The sequence below is a fragment of the Ktedonobacteraceae bacterium genome, from assembly GCA_035653615.1.
GTDB lineage: Bacteria > Chloroflexota > Ktedonobacteria > Ktedonobacterales > Ktedonobacteraceae > DASRBN01.
Genome location: DASRBN010000021.1, coordinates 24,664 through 38,759 on the forward strand (window position 1 = coordinate 24,664; position 14,096 = coordinate 38,759).

Genomic DNA, 14,096 nt, shown 5'->3' on the forward strand with positions numbered 1-14,096 from the left:
CAGGGCTTTTCTGTAGTCGCAATCAGGACGAACCTCTTCACTTTGAGGTGCGATTTCCGGTCGTATCTCTCCTTGACCTGTTGAATTGTTAAAGATGTGTTAGAATTTGTTATTTTACTTGACGAAATACGTTAAATGATGTACGATAATGATGTAAAGAAAAGATGGGAGTGAGACGTGGCAGAGGTTTTCATAGCGCTGTTTGCTATGAAGTCATGTGAAAGGAAATAGAGTATGCAGTTTGACCAGGAAGATCGGACTACCGTTGCTCCTCAGCAGGCAACGGGGGGCGGACAAGACGAACAATCTCATCAAAATGATGCAGAGATGACAGCTGAGTTGAAGACGGCGCTTGTGGCAGAGCAGGCCAAATCAGAAGAATACCTGGATATGCTGCGGCGCACGCAGGCAGATTTCATTAACTATAAGCGGCGCACAGGCCAGGAACAAAATGAATCGCGCATCGTTGCTCAGGCAGCCGTTCTGTCTCAAATTCTTCCCATATTGGATGATCTTGGAAGGGCGTTACAGGCGGCTCCGCCGGAGCTCCGGGATAATTCCTGGGTGCAGGGCATCCTTCTCGTTGCCAAGCGACTGATGAGCGTGCTTGAGCAAATGGGCGTGCGGCAAATCGGTCAACCCGGCGAGAAATTCGATCCGCGCTGGCATGAAGCAGTATCGCGAGAGGCACGTTCGGATGTACCGGAAGGAACTATTCTGCAAGTGTTCCGACCAGGTTATGTACTGGGAGATCGTGTTATTCGCCCGGCACAGGTTGCCGTTGCCGGTTCTGTCTAAACCATTCAAGATCATCTCCGAACGGGAATATTACAGAGACCTCTCTGGTTATCATTAACAGAAAACGTTAGTTCATCTAACATAAAATGTGAAATAGGAAAATATAGGGGTTTTGATCTGGGGCCAGGGTGAGAAGGATGCGGAAGAGAAAAGCGTTCGTTCACCGGTGGTTCCCAGTAGCTCTTATATCAAGGAGGCGAAACATATATGGCCAAAGTAATTGGCATAGACCTGGGAACAACGAACTCAGTTGTGGCGGTCATGGAGGCAGGTGAGCCTACCGTCCTCGAGAACAGCGAGGGATCGCGTCTCACTCCTTCTGTCGTAGCCATGACCAAGGGCGGTGAGCGACTGGTAGGGCAGGTGGCGAAGCGGCAAGCGGTTACCAACCCTGAGAACACCATTTATTCGATCAAGCGCCTGATGGGTCGGAAATTCGATGATCCTGAGGTACAGCGCACGATGAAAAGCGTGCCTTACAAGATCACTCGTGCCTCGAATGGCGATGCGCGGGTCATCATGGGAGGGCGCGAGTATAGCCCGCCAGAAATTTCAGCGATGATCCTGCAAAAGCTGAAGACCGACGCAGAGGCCAAACTTGGCGAGCGCATTACCCAGGCAGTGATTACCGTTCCTGCCTACTTTAATGATACGCAGCGGCAGGCGACCAAAGATGCAGGAAAGATTGCCGGATTGGAAGTGTTGCGTATCATCAACGAGCCAACGGCCGCTTCCCTGGCATACGGATTGGATAAGAAAAAGGATGAGACTATCGCCGTCTATGACCTTGGTGGTGGTACGTTCGATATCTCCATCTTGCAGTTAGGCGAAGGCGTCTTTGAAGTCAAGGCGACCAATGGCGATACGCACCTTGGTGGCGATGATTTCGATCAGCGTATTATCGACTGGATGGCCGACGAGTTCCGCAAAGAACAGGGGATTGACCTGCGCAACGACCGCATGGCGTTGCAGCGCTTGAAGGAAGCTGCTGAAAGGGCCAAGATCGAGCTTTCTTCTTCGATGCAAACAGAGATCAACCTGCCGTTCATTACGGCTGATGCCAGCGGTCCCAAGCACCTGCTGCTGACCCTGACCCGTTCGAAGCTGGAGCAGCTGGTGGGTGACCTGATCGAGCGCACGCGTGGCCCGGTCATGAAGGCCCTGGAGGATGCAGGCATTCGTGCATCCGATGTCAACGAAGTGGTGCTGGTAGGCGGACAGACCCGCATGCCCGCCGTCGTAGACCTGGTGCGCAAGATCTTCGGCAAGGAGCCGCATAAGGGCGTCAATCCTGATGAGGTCGTGGCTATCGGCGCGGCTATTCAAGCCGGTGTGCTGAAAGGCGAGGTCAAAGACGTACTGCTGCTCGATGTCACTCCGCTGTCCCTGGGTGTTGAGACCCTCGGTGGTGTAATGACCAAACTGATCGAGCGCAACACGACCATCCCAACCCGTAAGAGCGAGGTCTTCAGCACGGCGGAAGACAACCAGCCGGCGGTGGAGATACATGTCTTGCAGGGCGAGCGCGAACTAGCACGCGACAACAAGAGCCTTGGTCATTTCCGCCTGGAGGGTATTGCGCCTGCGCCGCGTGGCGTTCCTCAGATTGAGGTAACATTCGATATCGATGCCAATGGTATCCTCAATGTCACGGCGCGCGATAAGGCGACCGGGCGCGAGCAGAAGATCACCATCACAGCTTCCAGCGGTCTCACGAAAGAGGAGATCGATCGCATGGTGCGCGATGCTGAGATGCATGCTCAGGAAGACCGCCAGCGCAAGGAAGAGATCGAGCTGCGCAACCGCGCCGACAGCATGGCATACCAGTCTGAGCGCACACTGAACGATCTGGGCGATAAGGTTTCTCCCAGCGCCCGCAGCGAGGCTCAGGACAAGATCAACGCCGTTCGCGATGCTCTGAAGAGCAACGACATGCCGCGCGTTCGCACCGCAATGGAAGACCTGGAGCGCACGATGCAGCGTATCGGCACAGACATCTACAGCCAGGCAGGAGCCGGAGCCGGCACGAATCCGGGACCGCAAGGCCCAGACGATAGCGGCACCGTTGAAGGCGAGTACCGCGAGGTCTAAGTTGCTAATGCATGTACCAACTATCGGTTACAGAGCCAACGACCCTGTAACCGATAGTTGGTATATGCATTACGAAATTAATCTCGTTCGCCATTATCTTATTTTATTGAACTCGATAATAGCAGATCATTTTTAGGGAGGAGCGCGTATGGCCGTTGATTATAAAGATTATTACAAAATATTGGGCGTCAAAAAGGATGCAACCGAAAAGGAAATCCGGCAGGCCTATCGCAAGCTGGCGCGCAAATACCATCCTGATGTAAACCCCGGTGATAAAGCGGCAGAAGAGAAATTTAAGGAAATCAACGAGGCGAACGAGGTCCTTTCCGATCCAGAGAAGCGCAAGAAGTATGATGAGATAAGCAATTACTACCAGCAATATGGGCGTATGCCTGGCGCCGGTGGCTTCCCAGGAGCGGAGGGTGGAGGCACGTACCAGTATCGTACCATGAACGAAGAGGATCTGAATGATCTTTTCGGCGGACAGTCACCTTTCTCTGACTTCTTTGAGCAACTCTTTGGAGGCGGAGGTTTTGCTAGAGGTGGTGTGGGAGGTCGCACAGGCACGGCAGGACGCGCTCAGCAGCGCGCAACGGTAGGGCGCGATGTGGAGTCGCAGGTAGAGGTGACGCTGGCAGAAGCCTATAACGGTGTGACGCGCGTGTTCGAACTGACGCAGTCTGATGGCACGAGCAAGCGCATAGAAGTGAAGATTCCGGCTGGCGTGGATACCGGTTCGCGTATCCGTATCGCCGGCCAGGGAACTCAAGGCACTGCCGGGCGAGGAGATCTCTACCTGGTTATGGAAGTGCTGCCAGATCCACATTTCACCCGTGAAGGCACAACCTTGCGCACGCGGGTCGAGGTACCCCTGGCAGTGGCAATGCTGGGCGGCGAGGCTCCGGTCGAACTTCCCGATGGCAAGCGGTTGATGCTGCGTATTCCAGAAGGAACGCAGAATGGCAAGTCGATCCGTATCCGTGGGAAAGGTATGCCGCATTTGGGGCAACCCGATAATCGTGGCGACCTCTACACGGAAGTGGCGGTGGTTCTGCCCACGCATTTGAATGCCGAGCAGCGCAAGCTCTTTGAGGCGTTTGCCCGCGCAACCGGCTATAGCGAGCGGGCGACCGTTTAGGTAGAGAGTAAGGAGAGAGGTAGCTATGAACGAACATCGATATACCCGTATTGTGATACAGGCGGCTCGACCCACGACTCTCTACACTGAAGAGGAGACTGCCAGGTATGCCCACCTGGAGATTCAAGTAATCCGTCGCCTGCAAGCTGTTGGCCTGGTCGAAGGTATCCTGACCGTCGAAGGCGAGCGCCGCTACAGCGAAGAGGATGTGCAGCGCCTGCGCCGCATCCGGCGTCTCCGCCGCGACCTCGGCGTCAACCTGGCAGGAGCCGAAGTGATTCTGGAGTTGAGCAGGCGGCTGGAGGAGTTGCAGCGGGAGCTCGAGGAGTATAGAAGAAAGTGAGTTGTCTAGCAACCTACACTTCAATCTAACCTTTGGGCTTCGCCGGCAATGGTCTGCCCGGCAACCACCAGTTCCAGCGTCCCAGCAGGCGCATGGTAGCCGGAACGAGCAGCATGCGGATAATGGCTGCATCGACCACGACGGCCACCGTCATACCCACGCCCATCTCTTTGATCAGCAGGATGGAGGTGAAAATGAACGCGCCTGCGACGATGACGAAGAGCAGCGCGGCATTCGTAATCACACCCCCGGTCTTTTCCAGGCCACGCGCTACCGCCTGGCGATTATCATGCGTGCGCAGCCATTCTTCGTAGACACGGCTCAGCAAAAAGACTTCGTAGTCCATTGAGAGGCCGAAGAGAATGCAGAATAGCAGGATAGGGATGGTGCTGTCCAGGGAGCCTTCAGACGTGAAGTTCAGAACGTTGCTGAAGTTGCCCCACTGGAAAATGAAGACCAGTACTCCGTAGCAGGCGCTCAAAGAGAGCACATTCATCAAAATGGCCTTGAGCGGCAGCAATAGTGAGCGGAACATCAACATCAGCAGGATATAGGTGCTGGCCAGGATGAACAGGATAGCGCGAGGGAAGTTACCATAGAGGTAATTGTTGAAATCCAGGCTATCCGCCTGGTCGCCGCCCACGAGGACGGCCAGCCCTTGCCCGGCGGCTTTATCACCCGCGCGCAGGTTGACAATCAGCGCCTTGCCCGCGCTGCTATCCACAACTGTATTGGCGCTGGCGGTGATGAGCGTGATATTACCACTGGTTGTCGCTGAGACGAGCTGAGCGAGCGCGGGATTCTCCTTGTAGGCACCACTGCTATAGAGCGCACTCAGTTGCTGCCCCGTTAGCGCTGGACCGCCGTTAGAGACTGGCAGGTGCGTCAGGCTGACAACGCTCGTTATGTGTGGCTGGCGGGCAATCCAGTTTGATAAAGCATCAACCTTCGCCAGGTTACTGGCCGTCAATATACTCGATCCGTCGGGCGCCTGCGCGATGATCGAGATGATATTCTCTTTCGTCTGCGGGAACTCGGCATTCAGTATTTCGAGACCCTGGCGCGATGCCGCGCTTGTTGGTAGCGCCGTGACATCGGGAGTGCCGAGGTTGAGAGAAAAGATGGGCCAGCCGAGACCGATGAGAATAGCAGTCACTATCAGGATAATCAGCACGGGACGGCGCATGACCGCCATCGCCCATTTTTGCCAGAAACCCTGGCTTTCCTCTACCGGTTGCTCGACTTGCGCCGAAGTGCTATGCCGCGCGTCCATCGTGAAGCGGCTCAGGAGAGGCACGCGCAAGGTGTTGATGCGATAGCCAAGCACGCTTAGCAGGGACGGTAACAACGTGAGGGCCGCCAGTACGGATGTTGCCACGACAACCGCGCCACCTACGCCAAAGGAAGTCATAAAAGGAATACCGATCAGCAGCAGGCCACAGAAGCCGATCATTACGATCAGGCCGCTGAAGAGAATGGCTTCTCCCGAGGTTGCGATTGTCCATGCCACTGCTTCGCGCACAGTGCGCCCGTTGGCTAGCTCATCACGGAAACGCCGCGTCATGAAAAGGCTGTAGTCGATGGAGATACCAAGTCCTACCACCGATGCCACATTCAGCACGAAGATACTCATGTTAGTATGCAGCGCAATGGCGTAGATCAGAGCAAGAGCTATCGGTACCGCGACCATGGCCAGCATTAACGGCGTTAGAGCGGCAAGCAGCGTGCCAAAAACCACCAGCAGTACCAGCAATGCAATCGGCAGCGCGAAGAACTCGGCATGCTCGGTATCCGATTGAGTGATATGCGAAAAATCTCTGCTGATGGCCGGATCACCGGTAACGTAGGCATGTGCAGGACCGGCGGAAGCCTCAGCGGACACTAGCTTCTGGAAATCATCAAGCTGATCCTTCACAGCGCTCGAATTTACGCTGAAACTGACCGTGACAAACAGTGTGCGGCCATCCTGACCCGGCCCGCTCTCGACAACGCCGGAAACATACGGAAAAGCGCGAACCTTACTGGTGAAATTTTGTACCTCTTGCCGGTAATTCGCGGCATTAACGCTCGTCTGATCTGATTGGAAGACTACCAGTAGCTGTGTGGGCGTCGGACGTAATTTGCTGGAAATAATGCTACTGACATGCCCCGCTTCACTGCCGCTATAAGAATATCCCCCGCTTTGCAGGACAGACCCCACCTTCGTCACGAATGGAATGCTGACGGCGAGCGCGACAACCCAGAATACCAGGATGAACCAGCGAAAGCGATGCACCTGCCGGCCGTAAGCAAGCCCCAGCCGGTACAGCCAGTGCTTTTCAACGCCTGCATTGGCTTCCCCCTGATTCTGTTCTAAACGCTTCGCCTCAACTATATGTACTTGATCGTTTTTTGATTCTTCTCGTATCTGCATGGAACACAACCCCTTAACTGAAAGCGAACCAGAAACATCCTGGCCCGGCACTATTGTATGCGCAACAGTCAAGATGTTTTATCGTGCTATTGCTTATGTTTTGATATGTACTGTTTCATAGTATACTATCAATTTCATATGATTTGGTAGGGCCTTGAATTGCTGTGATAGATCAATCCAGATGTGTAAACCCTCAAGAAGCCCCGCTTTAATGGTCTTTTTGGTATACAGTGGGCTTACAATGAAAGCGAGAAAAAAAGTTTTTGTAGGAAAATTATGCTATGCTCTTCCATCCAGCCCTTTATCAGATATTTGCAAATTCTTGCCAAGTATCTGATTTTTATTGCCAAATATATTGACAATTTCACCAATCCATGTTAATATCTGCATAGAGTTAACGATAATTGCCAGGCAATCGAAGAGAAACGTCAAGAAGACCGGTCTTTGACATAACAAGCCAGGAGGCAAGGCAATGAATTTTAATGTCAACCATTATGATAGATTGGCGGTTGAGCATCGTCAAGGGATACAGCATGAGAGCGAACAGCAGCATTTGCTGGCATGCCTTCCCCATCATCTTATGGCTCGTCGAGCGGCCGGTCGGTTGGGCGTTCTACTCGTAACCCTGGGCACCAGATTAGAGAAGCTTGACCGGCGCAGTGAGACGGTGGCTTATGATCTGGGAAGATGAGCGAACCAAGAACATGAAGATGGATTTAGGAGGAATGTAGCATGCATCCTATTATTACACGCGACCCGGTGAGTGGCAACGAATTGATTGTGACCCGCCTGGAATGTCCCCAGAGCGGCATTGTGATCGAGGGGCAATTCAGCCTGGGTTGGATCGGTCGTTTGAGCCGCGAGCAACTTGATTTTGTCGAGTTGCTGGTGAAGAATCGCGGAAACATCCAGAAACTGGCCGCGGACCTGGATATCGCCTATAATACCGCGCGCAGTCGTCTAGACGAGATCGTGACCGCGTTGGGTGGAACGCCGGAGAGCAATGGCCGCGTTGACCGTCGCTTAATTCTGGACCGCCTCGCTTCCAAAGAGATCAGTGTAGAGGAAGCTATGCGCTTGCTGAGAGGTTAATATCATGATCACTGCTGGCGATGAGCGCGGCGATACGCCGGGAGGTTTTTACAGATTGGATCTGTATGCAGGTAGTACACTGTCAGGGTCAACCTCGGAGCGCAATCGCATTCTGATGATGGTCGAATCTGGACAAATTTCGGCAGTGGAAGCCGCGCAACTACTGGATGCGCTGCAATCCCAACGCGAGCGAGCGGGGGAGCGCAACTCGAACCGCACGCTACGTATCTGGATGTCCGATATGACGACCAGGCGCAAAAAATACAATATGACCGCGACTCTGCCAATCAACCTGATCGGCGCGTGCCTGCACCTGCTGGGGCGCCTTGTGCCGCAATTGAATAACAACACTATAGAAGACTTATTGCGCACCATCGAGAGTGGTGCCACAGGTCGCCTGCTGGATTTGCAAGACCTGGAAGAAGGCAAACGTGTAGAAATTTTTGTCGAGCGATAAACGAAGGAGAAAACGATGCAGCAGACTTTTCCTACCGGCGATGAACCACGAGTGATTATTGCGCAGGCAAACGGCGACTTGAGCGTGCGCGGCTGGGATGGGCAGTCCATCAAGATCGAAACCGATGGGCGCGTGAGCGACCTGCACCAGGAAGGTGATACGCTGATGGTCATCGACTGTGATAGCGATATTAACTTGATGGTGCCTTTCAATACAGAAATTCGAGTGACGAGCCAGGATGGAGATGTTTCGATCACACAGGTACGTCGTGTCGAGTTGGAGGATATCAACGGCGATGTGGTGCTGGAAGACATCGGGGTAAACGCAGAATTGGCTCGTGAAGCCGTCGCATTAACGAATCTTGCCGCCGATGTAAGTGTAAAGAATGCGCCTGCGCTGCGCTCTCGTGGCGGCATTGGCGCAGACGCGGTACTCAAAGACGTGGCGATCATTGAAATCGAGGCCGTTGGTGCTGACCTGGCGCTTACCAATGCCGAAACCGTCGTTATTGGTACCGTTGGTGGAGATCTGGATGTAGAGGATATCTCGCACGCCCTGAGTTGCGGCACTATCGGAGGCGATTGCAAAGTTGAGCAGAGTGTTGATGCTGAGCTTACATTTGGCAATATCGGCGGGGATGTACAGGTCGAAGGCGCGGCCAGCATCCAATTGGGGAGTGTCGGAGGCGATTGCGAACTACAGGATATCCAGGGTGCCGTTGAAGTCGGTAACATAGGAGGCGATGGCAACTTTGATGGGGTCGGTGGAAACTTACAGGTCGGTAGTATCGGCGGCGATGCGGATTTAGAGAGAATACAGGGGGCTATCGAGGTGGGCAGCATCGGCGGTGACCTGTCCCTGGAGGCGGCATTCCCTGCCAGCAGCCATACGCGCTTGAATGTTGGCGGCGATGCCAGTATCCGGTTGCCGGATAATCCCAACCTGAGCATTCAGGCCGCGGTTGGTGGCGACGTATCAGGACAATCTATCTCCTCTAGCGGTCATGGCAACCTGATCAACCTGGTCTATGGTGAAGGCGCGGCCAGGCTTGAAGTAAGTGTTGGTGGTGACCTGGATTTGCACGGCAACGGAAAACCGCGCAGCAGTAGTATGAGCAGTTCATGGGGTGATTTTGGCAACGAAATGGCCCAACTGGGGCTTGAGATGGGAAAGCTCGGCCAGGATTTAGGGCGCGAACTGGCTTCTGCGTTCAGTGGTATCAACTGGTCGAAAGGTCCCAACTGGGGCGACGAGATTTCGCGCAAGGTTGAGGAGCGCGTGCGCCGCGCGCAGCGTAAGGCCGAGGAAAAAGCGCGCGATGCTGAGAGACGGGCCCGCCATGCCAACGAGCGCGCGGCTCGCGTGCGAGTACGTGTCAATGATCGCGAATGGCAGCTCGATCCTGAACGGCTGGAGCGGCTCAAGGAACAGGCTCGCAAAGCCGCGACCGAGGGCGTATCTGGAGCGTTGGAGGCCGTGGAACGGGCTGTAAGCAATTTGCGTATCCCCAACTCACCAAAGCCACCAACTCCGCCTTCGGGCTTGAACGTGCCGCCAGTCCCGCCGGTTCCACCGGTTTCCCCGGTGCCGCCAGTCCCACCGGTAAATCCGATGACCGGGCAGGCTAACTTTGGGTCTCAAGGTGAGGGACCGGCCCAGCAGAGTAACGGTGGCGCGCAAGGCGCATCGGATACAGACGAGCCGAATCTGGAGCAGGAACGCGAAGCCATTCTGCGCATGATCGCCGAAGGGCGCATCTCGCCAGAAGAGGGAGATCTATTGCTCGAAGGGCTGGGTTAGAGCCTGATTACCGATGGCCAGAGAAGCCTGGTAAACCGCATGGTTTGCCAGGCTTCTCTGGCCATCGGTGATTATCGTATCAGTGATGTGGCTGTGGTGGCGGGGAAGGCTTGTGCCCCTGTACATGGGGGGATAATCTTGTAGCCTTCTTCCCATCACTTGAAATATGAGCTTTTCGGCTAAAATCAAAGCAGATGACGTACAATTGTGATATAACATATCTAATATGTGCATAACACAACAGATTTCCTGGTGCCGAGTTATCTGTTTATGCAAATGCATACATATCCACGAATTTTCATATAAAAGGAGAAAATATGCCATCTCAAGGATATGTGCGATTCCCTGCTATTCACCAGGATCGCATCGTGTTTGTTTCTGAGGATGATCTATGGTTGTTGTCGAGCGAGGGCGGGCGAGCCGAACGCCTGACAGCAGGTGTGGGCGAAGTGAGTTTCCCCCGTTTTTCACCGGATGGAACTCAGATCGCTTTTGTCGGCCATGAAGAGGGGCCGGGCGAAGTCTATATCATGCCTGCCGATGGGGGAGATGCGCGCCGTCTGACCTTTCAGGACGCTTCCTGCCGCGTATTAGGCTGGTCGCCTGAAGGCAAAGAGATTCTTTATGCCAGCAATGCCGGTCAGTTTGCCGAGCGTTTTGAGGTCATCTACGCCATCAGCCCGGACGGTGGGCAGCCGCGAGAGCTCCCTTATGGCCTGGCAAATGCCATCTCATTTGGCCCAGATGGGGGTGTCGTGATTGGCCGCAATATCAATGTGCGTGAAATGTCCTATCAGAAACGCTATCGCGGTGGTAGGGTTGGGCATCTCTGGTGCGATATTAATGGTAGTGGTACATTCCAACGCCTGCTCAATCTCGATGGCAATGTTGCCGATCCCTGCTGGGTAGGCGGGCGTATCTACTTTATCTCCGATCACGAAGGCGTCGGCAACGTCTATTCCTGTACTCCTCGCGGTGAGGACTTGCGCCGCCATACCGATCACCAGGATTTCTACGCGCGTCATCTCTCGAGCGATGGGCAGCGGCTGGTCTATCAAGCGGGCGCTGATTTGTATCTTTTTGACCCAGCAGAAAATACTACACGTCGTCTGAATGCCGAATTGCCCAGCATACGCACGCAGCGCAATCGCAAATTCGTGCCCGCTAGCAGCTATCTGGATAGCTACGCCCTGCATCCTCAAGGCTATGCTGTAGCCCTTACCACGCGCGGAAAGGCCTTTACCCTGGGCAACTGGGAGGGACCGGTAGTGCAGCTTGGCGAACCCGACGGCGTGCGTTATCGCAAACTTGAATGGCTCAATGATGGCAAGCGCCTGGTGGCAGTCAATGACGCAACGGGGCGCGAAAGCCTGGTCGTCTTCGATCCGCAGGGAGCCGGTGAACCAACGTTGCTCAACGATATTGAGTTTGGGCGCGTCGTGCATCTGGCCGTTTCGCCAACAGACGATGTCGTTGCCATTACCAATCATCGCAATGAAGTGCTTGTCGTCGATCTCGAGGCAGAAGCTGCTCGTGTGCTTGACCGTAGCGATTACGGCAAGATTCAAGGCATCTCATGGTCACCGGATGGACGCTGGCTCGCGTATGGTTTCCCATTTACCTCACAGAAAACGGCCATTAAGTTGTGCGATGTAGAGAGCGGCGAAACGCACTTTGCGACTGAGCCTGTCCTGCAAGATATCTTGCCCGCCTTTGATCCAGAAGGGAAATACCTCTACTTCCTGGGTTATCGCATCCTCAACCCGGTCTACGATAACCTGCAATTCGACCTCGGCTTCCCGCGCGGTGTGAAACCTTATGTCATTATGTTGCAGAAGGATTTGCGCTCGCCTTTCGTTGCCGAGCCGAAGGCCCCCGGTGAAAAAGAGAAGGACAAGGAGAAAGCGAAAGACAAGGAGCAGGAGAATACAGGAGATAAGCAGCAGGAAGGCGATGCCGCAGAAACCTCGGAAGAGCAGGATGAGGAAGAGAATGGAGCATCGTCAAAGCCACCCGCTATAGTGGTCGATCTCGAAGGAATAACCTCGCGAGCCTTGCCATTTCCTGTAGCGGAGGGCCGCTATGACAAAATCCTGGGCATAAAGGGGAAAGCGCTCTTCTTATCGCACGCTGTCGAAGGGACGCTCGATCTATCTCTCGATAGGTCCGATATCAAGGGCCATATCGATAGCTATGACTTCGAAGCGCATAAAAGCGAGTCGATCATTGAGGGAGTCAACGACTTTACCGTCTCGCGCAATGGCAAAACGTTGCTCTATCGCAGCAATCATCGCCTGCGCGTGCTGAAGGCGGGTGAGAAACCACCCAAGACGGAAAATAATGATCGTCCCGGTCGTGAAAGCGGCTGGCTCGACCTGCATCGTGTCAAAGTCTCGGTTCAACCGGAGGCGGAGTGGAAGCAGATGTTCCACGAGGCCTGGCGCTTGCAGCGCGAACACTTCTGGACTGAAGATATGTCGGGCATCGATTGGGATGCCATCTACGCGCAATATGCCCCATTGTTGGATCGGGTCGGGTCGCGCTCGGAACTATCCGATCTCTTCTGGGAACTGCAAGGAGAGCTGAATACGTCCCATGCCTACGAGCAGGGAGGCGATTACCGGCACGGTCCGCAGTATCATCAGGGATTCCTGGGCGTAGACTGGCACTATGACGTGGAAAGCGACCGTTATCGCATTGCCCGCATTGTCAAGGGCGACCCTGCCGATAGCCGCGCAACATCGCCGCTTACCGGCCCTGGTCTGAATGTTTCTGAAGGAGATGCTGTCGTGGCCGTCAATGGTCAGCGTGTCAGCGCAAAGCGCAGCCCGCAGGTATTGCTGGTCAACCAGGCCGGGAATGAGGTACAACTCACTGTTGAAGATGCGGAAACAAAAGAAACACGTGTCATTACCGTCAAGGCTTTATCGGATGAGACGCCTGCCCGCTATCGCGACTGGGTAGAACACAATCGCGCGCTGGTTCACGAGATCTCGCAGGGGCGGGTTGGCTACGTGCATATTCCCGATATGGGCCCCAGTGGCTACGCGGAATTTCATCGCAGCTACCTGACTGAATATGATTATCCCGCGCTGCTCGTCGATGTGAGATGGAATCGTGGCGGTCATGTATCCGGTCTCTTGTTAGAGAAGCTGGCCAGGCGCCGCATTGGCTATGATTTCTCGCGCTGGAGCCAACCGGAGCCGTATCCTGCCGAATCGCCGCGTGGCCCGATGGTGGCTCTTACCAACGAACACGCGGGTTCGGACGGCGACATCTTCAGTCACAGTTTCAAGCTGATGGGATTGGGTCCATTGATTGGCAAGCGTACCTGGGGTGGTGTCATTGGTATCAATCCTCATCATAAGCTGGTTGATGGTACCATTACTACCCAACCTGAGGCTGCATTCTGGTTCAAAGATGTTGGCTGGAACGTCGAAAATTATGGCACCGATCCCGACATCGAGGTCGATATCTCCCCTCAGGACTACGCACACAACGTCGATCCACAACTCCAGCGTGCCATCGAAGAGGCCCTGCACCAGATCGAAGTGCGCCCAGCTTTGGAGCCGGAACCGGAAGAACGACCAAGGAAAGCGGTACGGTAAGAAAAATCAATTGACATTCCACCCCGAACTCAGTACAATATACTCAAGCAACTGAATACGAAGCTCCTCTGGGAAGAGTAAACATCAGTATCCTGATAGAGAAGGTGGGCCAGAAGGCTGGAAGCCCCCGCAGCATCCTGATGTTGAACGTCGCTCGGATTGACTGCCGCAGAAATCCCTCTTGTAAAGGGAAAATAGAGCGGCACGGGTGAGCCCGTTATAGCGAGACCCCGATAGAACCCTGTGGAATATGCAGGACTGGTCGGGGTGGTGAGTGCGCCGGGTCGGCAACGTCCGGCGAAATGAGGTGGTACCGCGAAAAAGTGCCCTTTTCGTCCTCATATGGATGAATTGGG

Annotated in this window: 10 protein-coding genes; 9 read left to right on the plus strand and 1 reads right to left on the minus strand. The window is 54.4% G+C overall.

The window, feature by feature from the left end; all coding sequences use genetic code 11:
- Nucleotides 1-234: 234 nt before the first annotated feature.
- The 4 genes from VFA09_11325 to VFA09_11340 all read left to right on the plus strand — a co-directional run bounded on the left by VFA09_11325 (nucleotide 235) and on the right by VFA09_11340 (nucleotide 4,370).
- Nucleotides 235-798 carry a nucleotide exchange factor GrpE gene (locus VFA09_11325; GenBank protein HZU67856.1) on the plus strand — a complete coding sequence of 188 codons (564 nt, stop codon included), beginning with the start codon at nucleotides 235-237 and terminating at the stop codon, nucleotides 796-798.
- Between the two features lie 207 nt (nucleotides 799-1,005).
- The gene (dnaK, locus tag VFA09_11330; GenBank protein ID HZU67857.1) at nucleotides 1,006-2,889 is read left to right on the plus strand and encodes a molecular chaperone DnaK; all 1,884 of its coding nucleotides are present in this window, start codon (nucleotides 1,006-1,008) and stop codon (nucleotides 2,887-2,889) included.
- A gap of 148 nt (nucleotides 2,890-3,037) precedes the next feature.
- The gene (locus VFA09_11335; GenBank protein ID HZU67858.1) at nucleotides 3,038-4,027 is read left to right on the plus strand and encodes a J domain-containing protein; all 990 of its coding nucleotides are present in this window, start codon (nucleotides 3,038-3,040) and stop codon (nucleotides 4,025-4,027) included.
- Between the two features lie 25 nt (nucleotides 4,028-4,052).
- Nucleotides 4,053-4,370 carry a chaperone modulator CbpM gene (locus VFA09_11340; GenBank protein HZU67859.1) on the plus strand — a complete coding sequence of 106 codons (318 nt, stop codon included), beginning with the start codon at nucleotides 4,053-4,055 and terminating at the stop codon, nucleotides 4,368-4,370.
- A gap of 25 nt (nucleotides 4,371-4,395) precedes the next feature.
- Here VFA09_11340 and VFA09_11345 read toward each other — a convergent pair whose 3' ends face one another.
- Nucleotides 4,396-6,783, minus strand: coding sequence for an MMPL family transporter (locus VFA09_11345; protein HZU67860.1), 2,388 nt, complete (start codon nucleotides 6,781-6,783; stop codon nucleotides 4,396-4,398).
- A gap of 472 nt (nucleotides 6,784-7,255) precedes the next feature.
- On the opposite strand from VFA09_11345, the gene VFA09_11350 reads away from it, so the two are divergent.
- The 5 genes from VFA09_11350 to VFA09_11370 all read left to right on the plus strand — a co-directional run bounded on the left by VFA09_11350 (nucleotide 7,256) and on the right by VFA09_11370 (nucleotide 13,740).
- Complete coding sequence (locus tag VFA09_11350; protein ID HZU67861.1) at nucleotides 7,256-7,474, plus strand: hypothetical protein; 219 nt, start codon at nucleotides 7,256-7,258, stop codon at nucleotides 7,472-7,474.
- Nucleotides 7,475-7,515: 41 nt separating this feature from the next.
- Nucleotides 7,516-7,875: a DUF2089 domain-containing protein gene (locus VFA09_11355; GenBank protein HZU67862.1), complete on the plus strand. Its 360-nt coding sequence runs from the start codon at nucleotides 7,516-7,518 to the stop codon at nucleotides 7,873-7,875.
- Between the two features lie 4 nt (nucleotides 7,876-7,879).
- A complete protein-coding gene (locus tag VFA09_11360) occupies nucleotides 7,880-8,332 on the plus strand; it encodes a hypothetical protein (protein ID HZU67863.1) in 453 nt (150 codons plus the stop codon).
- Nucleotides 8,333-8,347: 15 nt separating this feature from the next.
- Nucleotides 8,348-10,132, plus strand: a complete 1,785-nt coding sequence (locus VFA09_11365; GenBank protein HZU67864.1) for a hypothetical protein — start codon at nucleotides 8,348-8,350, stop codon at nucleotides 10,130-10,132.
- Between the two features lie 317 nt (nucleotides 10,133-10,449).
- On the plus strand, nucleotides 10,450-13,740 hold the full coding sequence (locus tag VFA09_11370; protein ID HZU67865.1) for a PDZ domain-containing protein: 3,291 nt from the start codon (nucleotides 10,450-10,452) through the stop codon (nucleotides 13,738-13,740).
- The last annotated feature ends 356 nt before the right edge of the window (nucleotides 13,741-14,096 follow it).